Origin of the sequence: uncultured Tateyamaria sp. (assembly GCF_947504105.1) — a bacterium.
Classification (GTDB): domain Bacteria; phylum Pseudomonadota; class Alphaproteobacteria; order Rhodobacterales; family Rhodobacteraceae; genus Tateyamaria.
In genome coordinates this window covers 18,856-32,950 of sequence record NZ_CANNGP010000028.1, presented here as the reverse complement: position 1 = coordinate 32,950, position 14,095 = coordinate 18,856, and the positions used below count along the sequence as shown (strand labels likewise).

Genomic DNA, 14,095 nt, shown 5'->3' with positions numbered 1-14,095 from the left:
CTCAGTCTCCAAGGGCGAGGAGTTTGATTTCCCCATCCCAGTGTTTTGACAGCCGGTCTGCGGCTTGCCAGGCCCGAAGGCCCGACCGACAGGCCAGAACGGCGCGTTGGTTTTGGTGTGGCTGTGGGCCGTGCGGCCCGAAATCTGTGACCACATGGCGTATCGCTTGTGGCAAGTCTGGGCCCTGTTCCCCTTCTGCGCGCAGGTCGATCAGAAAATCGTTTGCGTCAATGTCAGCGGGCGCGATGAAGACCGGGTTTGGAACAGGATCACGGGCCGCATCGAACCGGAACCCGCCGAACCGCAGCGTCTGCGCATCATAGGTGACCAGCTGACCCAAGGCCCGCCGATCTCCGGTCAGGATCGCAATCGTCATTTGCGCCTGTAGGCTGCCGATGACGCCAACGCTCGGCCCCAGAACGCCATCCGTGTCACAAGAGCCAAGCTGGTCTGGCAGGTCAGGAAAGACCGCCCGCAGCCCTGGTTTGCCCCCACAAAAGCCGCCCACATAGCCATCGGTGCCCACCACGCTGGCGCTGATCAGAGGCTGTCGCGTTCGCAGACAATGGTCCGACGCAATGTAGCTGGCCGCAAAGCTGTCGGCGCAATCTAGGATCAGGGTCATACCCTCACACAGGGTGCCGATGTTCGCCGGATCGAGGCGCTGTTGGATCGGTTCAATCGTCGTTTCCGGGTTCAGGGCGGCCATGGCGCGCGCTGCGATGTCGACTTTGGGCTGGCCGATATCCGTTTCGCGAAAAAGCGTCTGGCGATGCAGGTTCGATAGGCTCACCACATCCGCGTCGACCAGCCGGACAAGGCCGACACCCGCGCCCACGAGGTATTGCAGCACCGGTGAGGCCAACCCGCCCGCGCCGACAACAAGAACCGATGCAGCGGCAAGCCGCTCTTGCGCAGCCACGCCCAACACGGCGGTTTGGCGGGCGTATCGGTTCATGCGCAGAGCTCCAGCCATGCCTGCACACGGGCTTCGGGATCGTCGTTTAGCGTTATGTCCGTGACAGCCGATACAATGTCTGCACCGGCGGAAAATGCGCCTTCTGCGCGGGCGACGCTCATGCCGCCAATCGCAACAAGGGGGATTTCACCCACGCGTTCCTTCCAAAGAGTCAGTTTCTCAACGCCCTGCTGGTGCCACTTCATCTTTTTCAGAATTGTCGGATAGATCGGGCCGAGGGCGACATAGTCGGGTGTCAACGTCAGGGCCCGCGCCAGTTCCGCTTCGTCATGGGTGGAAATGCCCAGTTTGAGGCCAGCCGCGCGGATCTCGTCCACATTGGCGTCGTCCAGATCTTCCTGGCCCAGATGTACCCAGTCACACCCCAATTCGATTGCCAGTTGCCAGTGGTCATTGACTACGAGCACAACATCGCGGGCACGGCACAGATCGCGCGCCTCGCACAACTGTGCGCGCAGGGTGTCTTGTGGCTGATCCTTGATCCGCAATTGCACCAGCTTGATGCCCAGAGGCAACATGCGCCGCAGCCAGGCAACATCGTCGAAGATAGGATAAAAGCGATGCAACGTCACAGGAAAGCCTTTCCGAGAACGGGTGTGGAAGGGGCGGCCATATCGCGCGGATCCATTGGATCGGCTTGCGCGGCCAGCGCGCCGGCCTCCACCGCGCGGGCAAAGCCTTTGGCCATCGCAACAGGGTCGCCCGCCTTGGCCACAGCAGTGTTGAGCAGCACTGCGTCATAGCCCAGTTCGATCGCGTGCGCTGCCTGCGATGGCAGGCCAAGCCCCGCGTCCACAACCAATGGAATGTCCGCAAAATGCGCCCGCAGACTGCGCAACCCGTAGATATTGTTCAGCCCCAAACCGGTGCCGATGGGCGCGCCCCAGGGCATCAGGACCTTGCAACCGACCTCCACCAGCCGTTCGCAAAGCACCAAATCTTCGGTGCAATAGGGGAAAACATTGAACCCGTCCTCGGAAAGCTGTGCCGCAGCCTCGACCAAACCAAAGGGATCGGGTTGCAGGGTGTCGGCATGGCCGATGATTTCCAACTTGATCCAGTTGGTGTCAAAGAGCTCACGCGCCATCTGCGCCGTGGTCACTGCTTCGCGGACCGAATGGCAGCCTGCGGTGTTGGGCAGGACCGCCACACCGAGATCCTGGATCAGCGCCCAGAAATCCTGTCCCGCCTGCTCGCCGCCCGCTTCGCGCCGTACGGACACCGTGGCGATGCCTGCGGCTGACTCGCGAAAAGCTTCGGCCAGAATGGCAGGGGATGGGTATTGCGCGGTGCCCAGCATCAGGCGGGATGCAATTTCGGTGCCATAGAAAACCGGCATCTCAACCTCCCTGCCGCGGCGCGACGATCTCGATCCGGTCACCGTCTTTCAGAGTTTGCGTTGCGCGCAGGGTCTTGGGCACGAATGCCTCGTTCACCGACGTGGCGATCTTTGCTTCGCCTTTTCCAAGGTCTTCAAGCAACGCGGCCAAACTGGGCGCATCGCTGTTTATCGCCTCACCGTTCACGATGATCTTCATACCAAACCTCCGGTGTCTCGCCCTCCAGCACCAGATCTGCAGTCATGCGCGCCAAAGCAGGCGCCAGCAGAAATCCGTGCCGAAAAAGACCATTTGCGTAAATCCGTTCGCCGATCCGGCGGATGCGCGGCTGGTTGTCCGGAAAGGCGGGCCGCGCATCGACACCGATCTCCAGCAATTCCGCTTCGCCAAAGGCTGGGTGCAGTGCATAGGCGGCGTTCATCAGCTCCATGACCGACCGCAAAGTGGCACGGTGGCGTTCGCCGGTTTCGAGCTGGGTCGCACCAAGCATGAAGACGCCGTCGCTGCGTGGCACGATGTAGAGTGGAAAACGTGGGTGCAGCAGCCGGACTGGTCGCGAGAGCGTGACATCGGGGCAGCGCACCACCAGCATCTCGCCCTTGACCCCACGCAGGTCCGTAAGCGCGTCACGCGCGGCCAGACCACGGCAATCGATCACCTGTCCACGCACGTCTCCTTCAGAGGCGACACCCATCTGCGCCAGCCGGTCATTCAGCGCGATCAGCGTCGCACGGGGATCCAGATGGCACTCATCCGCCAGAAACAGCGCTTTTGAAAATCGTTCGGCCAAATGGGGTTCGCATGCATCAATCCCGTCGCGGTCCAGGGTTGTGGCCAAGGGGGCACGGCGCGCAAAGGTTGCCAGTTCGCTGTGATCGCGACCCAAGGCCACGACCATGGTGCCTTTTCGGATGATCGTCGCGCCATGGCTTTCCCACCATGCGGCGGCCAAGCGGCCTTGCTGCACGATCTCCGGCTCTGCGCTCACACCTTCGCACTCGGGTGCCAACATGCCGCCCGCCCACCATGAACAGGCATGGTCGCCGGGCGCGCCATGGGGGTCGATCACCGTGACCTGCGCCCCGCGCGAGGACAGCTCTGCCGCCATCGCCAAGCCGCACACACCGCCGCCAAGTATGGTAAACGAACTGGTCATCCCCAAAGCGCATGGAAGTGGTGGACGGGCCCATGACCACGCCCGACATCAAGGTCATCTGCACGCAAGATTGCTGCGTTCAGCCAGGTGTGGGCGCGTGCAACGGCATCCTGCAGCGCCATCCCCTGTGCCATACACGCTGCAATGGCGGAGGAATAGGAACAGCCCGTCCCGTGGGTGTTGCGCGTCTTCACGCGGGGGGCTGAAAAGGATTGGGTGTCCGTGTTCGACACCAGATAGTCGATGCACGTTTCCCCATCCGCATGGCCACCCTTCATCAGAACCGCACCGACGCCCAAGTCCAGAAGCGCTCGGGCCTGATCTTGCGGCTTGCCGCTACCGACCAGCTTTGCAGCTTCCGGCAGGTTGGGTGTCAAAAGTGTCGCGCGCTCGAAAAGCTCAGATTTGAGCACGTCAATGGCACTATCCGCCAGCAAGGTGTCCCCGGATTTCGCCACCAACACCGGATCAAGCACTACAGGGCCATCATAGCCTTTCAGGGCGTCGGAAACCGTCTTGATCAGCGACGGGGTGCCCAGCATCCCGATCTTGATGGCTTTGATCTCGATATCACTCAACACCGCTTCGATCTGCGCGGCCACGACGTCGTCCGGTATGGCATGAATCGCGGTGACGGCCTGAGTGTTCTGCGCGGTGACGGCCGTGACAACCGATGCGCCATAAACGCCCATCGCCGAAAAGGCTTTCAAATCAGCCTGAATGCCTGCGCCGCCCCCTGAATCCGAGCCAGCAATCGTCAGCGCCTTTGCGACCATGTCACCGCCCTTGGCATGCAGGGTCAGGACAGCAAAAGGGGATACGACCAGAACGGACAATGTGTCCGCAAGCTGTTCCCTCCGCCGGTCCTAACCGGTTCAGGTTCAATGGGTTCGCGCAGTGCGCATCTCAGCCCCTTATGAGGGCACCCCAACAGTTCTTGCATGCTGTGGTAGATTGATCCGGCAGCTTCGTCAAATAGATATTCAATCGCTAACGTGCATGCTGTCGTATACTCAGCGTCGGTACGAAATCCTCGCGAAAACAGGCCTGAAAACATCATCCCGAATAGTCAATGTCGGCCCCCAAGTGGCGTTGTGGACACTTTGATTGGACCTTGAAAACCGATCCATCGTTATGATCGCCTTCGTAGATCCATAGAAGCATTGGTAAAAAAACACGTGCACTTCTGACGGCTTGATTGGATCAAATACATAAGCCTTAGTCGACGCGTAACCGACGAATACCGTTGATAGTTTTTGTCCAAAATGGGGTAGCCGATCTTTGCTTTGTCATGTTTCCCGCGGCACCACAAAGAGCCGACGGTTGTGCCAAGTGCGGCATCTGTCATTGCGGGCTCGAAACAGACATCAGCAAACGGACTTACTGAGTATCAATTCAACACACCTCACGCGCTCCCAAACATGTCTTCAAACGCCGCCTTTCCTTTCTGCGTCACGCAAATCACCCGGCTTCCGGCATCCCGATGCATCCAGCCCAAATCCTCCATCCGGGTCAGCATGGCACGGCCCAATGAACCGGCCAAATGATTGCGTCGTTCAGACCAATCAAGGCAGGTCCGGCACAGCAGGGTTCGTCCTTTCTCCAACTCGGCCAAATCGATACCAAACCCGGTGGCAAAGTCACGCCCTGCCGCTGTCAGCGCAACATTCTCATTGTCCTCAACAAGCAAATCCCGACCAAGCAAACTGCGATACATCTGCACCCCCATCCGTCCGGCCAAGTGATTGTAACACACCCGCGCCACCTGCATCTGAGCATCTTTCGGCCCCGTGCGCACCCGCGTGGCACCCCGCCGCGCGGCCAATCCCATCAGCGCTTCCAGCACACCCGCAACCTCGGCATCCGCAAGATGAAAGTATTTGTGACGCCCTGATTTACGCGGGCTGACCAGATCCGCGTCCGTCAGCTTGGACAAGTGCCCACTGGCCGTGGACAACCCCACGCCCGCTTCTTCGGCCAATTCGGACGCGGTCAATGCGCGCCCGTCCATCAAGGCGGTGAGGATATTGGCACGTGCCGGGTCACCGATCAGTGCCGCGATTTGCGAGATATCTGGACCTTCTTTCATAGTTCGACGGTAACCGAAGTATTGACGTAAGTCAAAGTGCTACACCCGCAGCGTGAACGAAAGGACCACACATGCTGACCTGCATCATTCAATATCAGATCGACCCAACCAAACGCGCGGCCTTTGCCGAGTATGGTCAACGATGGGGCGAAGCGATCCCACGCTGCGGCGCAGACCTTGTGGGATATTTTGCGCCACACGAAGGATCATCCACGCTCGCCTATGGCATCTATCACATTGAAAACCTTGCCGCTTATGAAAAATACCGCGCCCGCCTCGCCGCGGACCCGCTGGGACATGAGAATTACCTGTTTGCACAATCCGAGAAATTCATTCTCAAAGAAGATCGGACATGGCTCACCAACGTCTCGACACCGCAGGGAGGTTCAACATGATCGCCGTCATCTTCGAGGTTTGGCCCAAGGACGGGCATCGCACGCCTTATCTGAACCGGACCGCCGCGCTCAAAGCTCATCTGGCCGACATCCCCGGCTTTATCTCGGTCGAACGGTTCGAAAGCCTGATGGAGCCGGGCAAGCTGTTGTCTCTGTCGTTCTGGGAGGACGAGACCGCGCTTGAACACTGGCGCAAGCTGCCAGAGCACCGCGATGCGCAATCCGCGGGCCGTGACATCCATTTTGACAACTACCGCCTGCGTGTGGCGGGCGTGATCCGGGACTATGGCATGATGGAACGGGACCAAGCACCCGCAGACAGCAGGGCCATGCATGACCGATAGCCCACGTATCACCGCTGCCAGTTGGACCATGGTTGGCATCCTGGGGTTCACATGGGGCGGCACCTTCCTGGTGACCGAGGTTGCATTGACCGGAATCACCCCGTTTTGGCTGGCGGCCGGGCGCATCTGCTTTGCGGCCATCCTGATGGTCGCCATCTGGAGCGCGCTTGGCGCAAAGCTTTTCAAGGGTCGCCCGTCATTCGGCACGTGGACGGCGGTCACAGCGATTGGGGGCTTCAGTTCGGCAATTCCATTCATGCTGCTTGCTTGGGGACAGCAATATGTCACTTCAGGCTTTGCCGGTGTTTCAATGGCTTCGGTCGCGCTGATCGTGCTGCCACTGGCGCATTTGCTCGTCCCAGGCGAGCGTATGACATGGCGGCGCAGCCTTGGCTTTGTCATCGGGTTTGTCGGTGTCTGCATCCTGATCGGCGGACAAGCTTTCGAGACCAGCGGCGCACAGCTGGAAACAGCGGGACGGATGGCCTGTATCGGGGCGGCCACGTGCTATGGCATCTCATCCATCCTGATGCGACGCCTGCCGGCAGTTGACCCGATCGGCCTGTCGACAATCCTGCTGCTGATCGCCGCCGCGATCGTGCTGCCTACCGCTTGGGTTGTCGAAGGGCCACCACCTCTGCCCAATACACAAACCCTTATCGTCATTGCTTTTCTCGGGCTGGTTCCGACGGCGGCAGCCAACATGCTCCGCGTGCTCGTGATCCGAAGCGCAGGCCCGGTCTTCATGTCGATCACGAACTACCAGGTACCTGTATGGTCCGTGGTCATGGGTGCCGTGATACTGGGCGAGCCTCTACCCCCGAGCCTTCTGTGGGCGATGCTGCTGATCCTTGCCGGTGTTGGCCTAAGCCAATACGGCGCGTTGCGGCGGCTCTTTGCGCGCTGACCTAAAGCTTTATTCTCCAAACACCCCCCGGAGAGCCGCTCAGACACAGGTATGAGGACCGGCCTAGGGAGTAACAGCGTCTTCAACCGCCCTGACCACATGCGCGACACTGGCGTTCAACACCGCCTCGTCTTCGCTTTCAGCCATAACGCGGATCAATGGTTCGGTCCCGGATTTACGGATCAACAACCGGCCATTGCCGTTCAGCTGGCCCTCGGCTTCGGTGATGGCCATCTTGACGCTGTGCACCTCAAGCGGTGCTTGCCCTGCAGAAAAACGCACGTTCTTCAGAAGCTGCGGCACAGGATCAAAGACATGCAGCACCTCGCTGGCCCGCTTGCCGGATCGCACCAGTTCGGCCAGGAATTGCAACCCTGCCATAAGACCATCACCCGTCGTCGCATAGTCCGTCATCACGATATGACCCGACTGCTCACCGCCAAGGTTGAAACCACCCTCGCGCATGCGCTCAACCACATAGCGGTCGCCGACACCCGTACGCTCCAAACCAACGCCCTGCCCTTGCAGGAAACGCTCAAGACCAAGGTTCGACATGACGGTCGCAACAAGAGCGTTGCCCTTGAGCCGCCCCTCGGCTGCCCAGCGGGCCGCCATGAGCCCCATGAACTGGTCGCCGTTGCCGACCCGACCCTTTTCGTCCAGCAGGATCACACGGTCTGCATCCCCATCAAGGCAAATGCCTACATCCGCGCCATGGGCAACAACAGCCTCCGCCGCCGTCTGCGGATAGGTGGATCCGCAACCCTCGTTGATGTTGTGCCCGTTCGGCGCGACGCCGACCGGGATGACAGTGGCGCCCAATTCCCACAACGCCTCGGGCGCGACGCGGTAGGACGCACCGTTGGCACAATCCACCACGACCTTGAGACCATCCAACCGCATCTGTCGTGGGAACGAGGATTTCACCCGCTCCACATATCGGTATCTGCCATCGTAGACATGCTTGGCGCGCCCGATTGCCCCCGCGGGGACAGGCTCAACCCCTTGGGATACAAGGTTTTCTATTTCGGCTTCCGCCGCATCACTCAATTTATAACCATCGGGACCGAAAAACTTGATGCCATTGTCATGGGCGGGATTGTGGCTGGCTGAAATCATCACGCCCAGGTCGGCCCGCATGGACCGGGTCAGCAACCCGACGGCGGGCGTCGGCACCGGCCCCAACAGCAAGACATTCATGCCGGTACTGGTCAGCCCAGCCGTCAACGCATTTTCGAACATGTAGCCCGACAGGCGCGTGTCCTTGCCGATCACCACACGGTGCACGCTGTCACCGTCCCTGCGAAAGTACCGCCCCACAGCTGCACCGATGCGCAGCGCCATCTCGGCGGTCATGGGCGCGGTGTTGGCCGTGCCACGGACGCCGTCCGTCCCAAAAAGCTTTGTCATGTCAGTGATGTGCCATGGAAGCGCGCCACAGCGCAATGGCCTGCGCATGATCGGCAACGTCGTGCGCACGAATGATCTGCACACCTTGCGCAATCGCGGCAAGAGCCACCGCGACGGAACCGGGTGCACGGGCGGACGCCTCTGGCGCCTTCCCAATGGTTCCGATGAACCGTTTACGCGACGCACCCAACAGGATCGGAACACCAAGGCTGTGGAACAGGCTGATGCGGGTCAACAGGGCAAGGTTGTGCTCCAACGTCTTGCCAAAGCCGATGCCCGGATCGGCGATGATATTGTCTTTGGCAATGCCCACTGCCTGTAACATCTCGATCCGTTCAGCCAGAAAGTCATACACATCCAGCAGGACGTCATCATAGGTCGGGTTGTTCTGCATCGTCTGGGGATCGCCCTGTGTATGCATGACGCAGACCGGAACACCACGCGCCGCGCAGAGCGTGGAAAGGTCGGGATCGTAGGTGAAGCCCGACACGTCATTGACGACCGACGCACCAGCATCGAGTGCTGCTTCGGCGACAGCGGCCTTGCGCGTATCGATCGAGATCGGGATGCTCACGCCCGCTGCGCGCAAATCGCGGATGACCGGCGCTGTACGTCTGATTTCCTCTGCGACCGGCACAATCTGCGCACCGGGGCGCGTGCTTTCACCTCCGATGTCGAGGATCTCCGCACCTTGCTCGATCAACGCCTGCCCATGCATCACGGCGTCGTTGCGCGTGTCGTGCTGGCCTCCATCCGAAAAACTGTCGGGCGTGGTGTTCAATATCCCCATGATCTGCGGCGACGCCCAAACGCGGAGGAATGGACCCCGCTCAGCCTCCGTCAATTCGGCAACCGACATGACCTGTGGCACAGCGTGCCGCGACAGCACCTCGACATGTGAGAACCAGCAGCCTCCGCAAACAATCGTACCGTCCGGGCGCGCTGGTCCCACCTGCATCAACGGACGAATGTAACGCATTACAGCTTGGCCTGATCCACCGGGATGGCACGCAGCGCGACGGGTGCATCCGTGGGACCGTCGCCGCCGACCACAAGCATTTCCAGGACGTCGAAAGTGGCCGCGAACCAAGAGGCCAGTGCAACCGCATCCGCCCCTTTGGCCGAGGGGCCGTCGACGGCATCCAACACGATCTTGGATGGCGCCCAGACGCAGGCCTGACCGTTGCGCATCGCCCAATCCAACTCGGTCCGGGTATCGACAACCTTGCATCGGGCATCGCGCGCCGCAAGAACCCAAGCATTCTGCTCGATGGCCAGCAGGTCAATGCGGCGTTGTGCCAGCGGGTGGCTGGCTTGGGGCGCATCCACATCGGCTGGCCCCACGCAGAAAATCAGGGGTCGACCCATCTTCTCCAGCTGGTCGATCCAGCCGCTCAAGTGATCAGATGCGATGGCATCATTCGACAGATACACCAGTTCGGGATGCATCACGTCCTCTTCCAGATCCTCGGTAGCGATGGGACGAGCCGTGCCACGGCTGCGGACAATCTCGACCCCAAGAGCACCGGGGCCGCGGTCAAGCTTTTCGATGCGGACAAAGACACGCATCGCCTGTGGCTCCATCAAAATGCGGTCGGCCACGCGTTCGGACAGGGTTTCAAGCAGGTTCAGACGCTCAGCGGCCAGCTCATAAGAAATTGCCTCGGTCACCTTGTCGTAGGATAGGATGCGGTCCACGTCGTCGTCGATCGGTCCGGTGAGGGGACGCACCTCGACCACGATGTTGAAGCAGATGCGCTGGGTCACCCCGCGTTCGGCCTGGAAGGCGCCTATTTCAACCTCGACCGTGTGATCGCGGACCGAGATGCGATCAAGCGGGGCAGATGTGGCGGTGGCCTCCGACCGTTCGGACGGATGGGAAAAGGCAAGACGGATTTCAGACGCCATGATGCAGGCCTATGCAGTCAGAGTTGCGCCCTTCTATCCAAGCTGTCCCCGCGGGGACAGGGGCAAAGACGCCGCCCCTGGGCCGGAAAACGTCAGTTTGAAGCGGTCCGGAACGTATGGCGGTAAAAGACATGCACACCGATGGCCGCCGTCTTGGTATACACCCGGCTCCAGCGTGGGCGGACAGCGGTGGTGTGGTAGTGCGTCGCCCCTTCCGTGAGGGCGGGCGCACGACCGTCCAGAACGGTGCGCGCAACCTTGGACACGCGTTCAAACGCGGTTTGTTCGTGAATGGTTTCGGGCGCACCATCGCATGTGTATGTGAATTGGCATTGGTACTTGCGTCCGGTGCCCTGATTAATCACGCCACAGACATTGTTGGGAAAACGGGCGCTGCGGACGCGGTTCATGATCACCTCGGCCACGGCAAACTGACCTTTGACCGTCTCGCCGCGCGCTTCGAAGTAAAGCGCTTCACTCAAACACTGCCAGTGCGCGCCACCTTTGGCCCTTGGCTGGGCATCAAGCCAGCTTCGGGAAAACGAGACATCGGCACCGGCTTCCGGTTCCTTGAGCAACGCAGCCAGACGCGCCGGCTGTACGTTTCTCAATCCACGATTTTCAGCGTTTCGCAACGCCTCACCTGTTGCAGTCAAATTCTCAGCATCTGCCGCAGCAAGCTGCGTCCCTGCCAGCATGGACCATGCCAGCAGCGCCTTTACCAAACGTCGCATAGATCACCCCAGGATCACTTCCGATCCGGGGCATTTAGGGAAAATTGACCACTTCGTCCAGTTTTTGGGCGATTTGGTCGCACATGGCCGCTATGCATGCGCGCCATGTCGCTTGTAGACCACCGCAGAATGCAGTGTTGCGTCAATTAGCCCGCTACCCGATCTTGTGGGCGATTGCCAGCTGAGCGGAAGCCAGCCGAGCCACCGGAACCCGGAATGGAGAGCACGAAACATAGTCAAAACCCGCGTTCCGGCAGAAGGCAATTGATTCGGGGTTGCCACCATGTTCGCCGCATATCGACAGAGTTACATCGGGTTGCGTGGCACGTCCGCGTTCAGAGCCAAGCTTGAGCAACTCCCCCACCCCATCGATATCGAGCGAGTGGAACGGATCTTCGACAAAGACCTCTTGCCGGACGTAGTCAGACATGAACCGCCCGGCGTCATCGCGCGACAAGCCATACGTCATCTGGGTCAGATCGTTCGTTCCAAAGGACAAGAAGCTGCAGTGCTGAGCAATATCACCGGCCCGTAGTGCCGCACGCGGCGTCTCGACCATAACGCCCAGACGGTAGTCGAAATCAGCCCCTTTTTCTGCGGCAACGGCGGCCGCAATCGCATCTACGCGGGTGCGCACCAGTTCGACCTCGCGCTTCGCGCTCACCAGCGGGATCATGATCTCGGGCACCACAGCGGCCTCATCGCGGCTCGCATCAAGAGCCGCTTCAAAGATCGCGCGCGCCTGCATCTCGTAGATCTCGGGCACCGTCACACCAAGGCGCACACCGCGCAGACCCAGCATCGGGTTGTATTCCATCATCGCTTCGATCCGCCGGGTCACGTCGGACAGAGGCAAATCCAGAGCATCAGCAAGCTCGCGTTGACCGTTGCGATCGGTGGGCAGGAATTCGTGCAGCGGTGGGTCAAACAGGCGAATACAGACCGGTTTGCCCTGCATGATGCGGAAGAGTTGACTGAAGTCGGCCCGTTGCATTGGCAGCAGCCGCTCAAGCACGGCGCGCCGGTCGTCACTGGTCGTGGCAAAGATCATCTCGCGCATGACCGTCAGGCGACCCGGTTCAAAAAACATGTGTTCAGTTCGGCAGAGGCCGATGCCTTGGGCATTGAAATTGCTTGCTGTCTTGGCGTCGGCAGGCGTGTCGGCATTGGCACGAATATCGATATCACGCTCGGCATCCGCCCAGTCCATCAGGTCGGTGAATGCATCATCAAGGGCCGCCTCCTGCATCGCGGGCGCCCCTAGCAGGATCGTACCATTGGTGCCATCCACGGTCACAATATCACCCGCGGCCACCGTGCGACCGTCTTGCGTGGTCAGCAGTCCCTTGCGGGTCTGGAAACGGATGTCTCCCACGCCGACGACGCAAGGAAGGCCAATGCCCCGCCCGATCACGGCGGCGTGGCTTGTGATCCCACCTCGTTCCGTGATCACCGCCTTCGCGGCGTGCATGCCCCGAATATCTTCGGGTGACGTCTCGCGGCGTACCAGGATGCAATCTTCGTCCCGGGCGGCACTTGCCTGCGCTTCATTGGCAGAGAAGACCAGTCGGCCTGTAGCAGCGCCCGGGCTTGCGGCGATGCCGGTGCCAAGGATGTCACGTTTGGCATGCCGATCCACCTGCCGGTGCAGCAGTTCGTTCAATGTGCGGGGTTCGATCCGCATCAATGCCTCTTGCCGGGGAATGATCCCATCACGCGCCAGCTGCACGGCAATCCGCACCGCAGCGCGAGAAGAGCGCGCCACACGCACGCCGTCGAGAATGTGCAAATGTCCGTTTTCAATGGTGAATTCGACCTGCATTTCCTCGCGTAGCTTAGTGCGCATCAGGCGGGCGTGATCGACCAATTGGGCAAAGCCATCCGGCACCAACTCCTCGAGGGATGGGCCTCGGGGATCGCGGGTGATGAATAGCGACTTGGCATCGCTGCGCAACGCATCACGGCCTTGGCTTTGGCGCAGATACCGTCCGGTGATCTGCGGCATGCCGGTTTTTGACGACACCAGTTGCAAGACGCCCGAGCCGCTTTCACCCTGCCCGACACCAAAGGCCATTTGCTGTACGATCAGGCCCAAACCGGCATCAGCTGGGGCGCCCTTGGCCTGCCGAAGCAGGCGGGCTGACGTGCCCTCCCACGCACGGGCCATGGATTTGAGAACGCCTGCCAGTTGCTCGGCCTGCGTTGCTGGAAACGCGAATTCCGTTTCAATTTCATAGGCTTCCAAGGTCTGTCGCAGCGCATCCGGGCCTTCGCCCGTCACGTCATCGAACATATCCGGATCCAGGCGGTCGACATGGATGGCATAGCTTTGCACAAAACGCGTGAACAGCGCTGCGGCGGCGTCAGCACCAAGCGTGTCACAGAGCGCCGCGTACCGTGTTTTGTTCATGCCGACATTGAGGATGGCGGAGGGGCCGCCCCAATCGGGGTCCTCGGACGAGGGGCGAACGCAGAGCAGCGCCTCATCCGGGAATTGGTCGAGAATCGCTGGAATATCAGGGAGATGGCCGCTGGCAATGTCGTGCACGGCATCGAAAGACAGCGCCACGGTCGGCGGAACTGGCAAGTCCAGACGGGTCAGCCGTTGCAGGCATTTTGCCCGCCCGCCATGGGTTTCGGTGGCGATGGGGGCGGTGGGGGTGACCAGGGTGGTGTTCGGGTTATTCTGCACTGCGGCATCGCTCCTTTGCGAGGCGCAGCATAGCTGTAAAGCTTGACCGCACAAGGGTTTAGCGTGTGCGACTTTCGGCCTGTGACAGGGGGGCACCCCCCGTGCAGCATCCGTACACCCCCTGTACACCGGGCGCGGGCG

At 60.6% G+C, this 14,095-nt stretch carries 15 protein-coding genes and 1 riboswitch; of the genes, 3 read left to right on the top strand and 12 right to left on the bottom strand.

Going from position 1 to position 14,095, the window contains the following annotated elements; genetic code table 11:
• Window position 1: 1 nt before the first annotated feature.
• The 7 genes from Q1A75_RS16035 to Q1A75_RS16005 all read right to left on the bottom strand — a co-directional run bounded on the left by Q1A75_RS16035 (window position 2) and on the right by Q1A75_RS16005 (window position 5,564).
• Window positions 2-958: a HesA/MoeB/ThiF family protein gene (locus Q1A75_RS16035; RefSeq protein WP_299546064.1), complete on the bottom strand. Its 957-nt coding sequence runs from the start codon at window positions 956-958 to the stop codon at window positions 2-4.
• A complete protein-coding gene (locus Q1A75_RS16030) occupies window positions 955-1,551 on the bottom strand; it encodes a thiamine phosphate synthase (protein ID WP_299546062.1) in 597 nt (198 codons plus the stop codon). The genes Q1A75_RS16035 and Q1A75_RS16030 overlap by 4 nt, the downstream gene beginning before the upstream one ends.
• Window positions 1,548-2,318, bottom strand: coding sequence for a thiazole synthase (locus Q1A75_RS16025; protein ID WP_299546060.1), 771 nt, complete (start codon window positions 2,316-2,318; stop codon window positions 1,548-1,550). Before Q1A75_RS16025 ends, Q1A75_RS16030 begins: the two co-directional genes overlap by 4 nt.
• Window position 2,319: 1 nt before the next feature.
• Window positions 2,320-2,517, bottom strand: a complete 198-nt coding sequence (gene thiS / locus Q1A75_RS16020) for a sulfur carrier protein ThiS (protein WP_299546058.1) — start codon at window positions 2,515-2,517, stop codon at window positions 2,320-2,322.
• On the bottom strand, window positions 2,495-3,475 hold the full coding sequence (locus Q1A75_RS16015; protein ID WP_299546056.1) for an FAD-dependent oxidoreductase: 981 nt from the start codon (window positions 3,473-3,475) through the stop codon (window positions 2,495-2,497). Before Q1A75_RS16015 ends, thiS begins: the two co-directional genes overlap by 23 nt.
• Window positions 3,472-4,251 carry a bifunctional hydroxymethylpyrimidine kinase/phosphomethylpyrimidine kinase gene (gene thiD, locus Q1A75_RS16010; RefSeq protein ID WP_299546124.1) on the bottom strand — a complete coding sequence of 260 codons (780 nt, stop codon included), beginning with the start codon at window positions 4,249-4,251 and terminating at the stop codon, window positions 3,472-3,474. Before thiD ends, Q1A75_RS16015 begins: the two co-directional genes overlap by 4 nt.
• Window positions 4,252-4,310: 59 nt before the next feature.
• Window positions 4,311-4,415: riboswitch (TPP riboswitch) on the bottom strand.
• Between the two features lie 465 nt (window positions 4,416-4,880).
• Entirely contained in the window at window positions 4,881-5,564 is a 684-nt protein-coding gene (locus Q1A75_RS16005) for a winged helix-turn-helix domain-containing protein (protein ID WP_299546054.1), read from the bottom strand.
• Between the two features lie 71 nt (window positions 5,565-5,635).
• Here Q1A75_RS16005 and Q1A75_RS16000 point away from each other — a divergent pair, with 71 nt between their 5' ends.
• Genes Q1A75_RS16000 through Q1A75_RS15990 form a run of 3 tightly spaced genes read left to right on the top strand, consistent with a single transcriptional unit; the run spans window position 5,636 to window position 7,210 of the window.
• Window positions 5,636-5,959: an NIPSNAP family protein gene (locus Q1A75_RS16000; protein ID WP_299546052.1), complete on the top strand. Its 324-nt coding sequence runs from the start codon at window positions 5,636-5,638 to the stop codon at window positions 5,957-5,959.
• Window positions 5,956-6,303, top strand: coding sequence for an antibiotic biosynthesis monooxygenase (locus tag Q1A75_RS15995; protein WP_299546050.1), 348 nt, complete (start codon window positions 5,956-5,958; stop codon window positions 6,301-6,303). Before Q1A75_RS16000 ends, Q1A75_RS15995 begins: the two co-directional genes overlap by 4 nt.
• Entirely contained in the window at window positions 6,293-7,210 is a 918-nt protein-coding gene (locus Q1A75_RS15990; protein WP_299546048.1) for a DMT family transporter, read from the top strand. The genes Q1A75_RS15995 and Q1A75_RS15990 overlap by 11 nt, the downstream gene beginning before the upstream one ends.
• 63 nt (window positions 7,211-7,273) lie before the next feature.
• Here Q1A75_RS15990 and glmM read toward each other — a convergent pair whose 3' ends face one another.
• The 5 genes from glmM to Q1A75_RS15965 all read right to left on the bottom strand — a co-directional run bounded on the left by glmM (window position 7,274) and on the right by Q1A75_RS15965 (window position 13,954).
• Window positions 7,274-8,620: a phosphoglucosamine mutase gene (gene glmM / locus Q1A75_RS15985; RefSeq protein ID WP_299546047.1), complete on the bottom strand. Its 1,347-nt coding sequence runs from the start codon at window positions 8,618-8,620 to the stop codon at window positions 7,274-7,276.
• Between the two features lies 1 nt (window position 8,621).
• Window positions 8,622-9,599 (bottom strand): dihydropteroate synthase, encoded by a 978-nt coding sequence (gene folP / locus Q1A75_RS15980; protein WP_299546045.1) that lies wholly within the window; start codon window positions 9,597-9,599, stop codon window positions 8,622-8,624.
• Window positions 9,599-10,528 (bottom strand): dihydroneopterin aldolase, encoded by a 930-nt coding sequence (locus Q1A75_RS15975; protein WP_299546043.1) that lies wholly within the window; start codon window positions 10,526-10,528, stop codon window positions 9,599-9,601. Before Q1A75_RS15975 ends, folP begins: the two co-directional genes overlap by 1 nt.
• Before the next feature lie 92 nt (window positions 10,529-10,620).
• Complete coding sequence (locus Q1A75_RS15970) at window positions 10,621-11,226, bottom strand: cell wall hydrolase (RefSeq protein WP_299546123.1); 606 nt, start codon at window positions 11,224-11,226, stop codon at window positions 10,621-10,623.
• Window positions 11,227-11,416: 190 nt separating this feature from the next.
• Window positions 11,417-13,954: a putative PEP-binding protein gene (locus Q1A75_RS15965; RefSeq protein ID WP_299546041.1), complete on the bottom strand. Its 2,538-nt coding sequence runs from the start codon at window positions 13,952-13,954 to the stop codon at window positions 11,417-11,419.
• Between the last annotated feature and the right edge of the window lie 141 nt (window positions 13,955-14,095).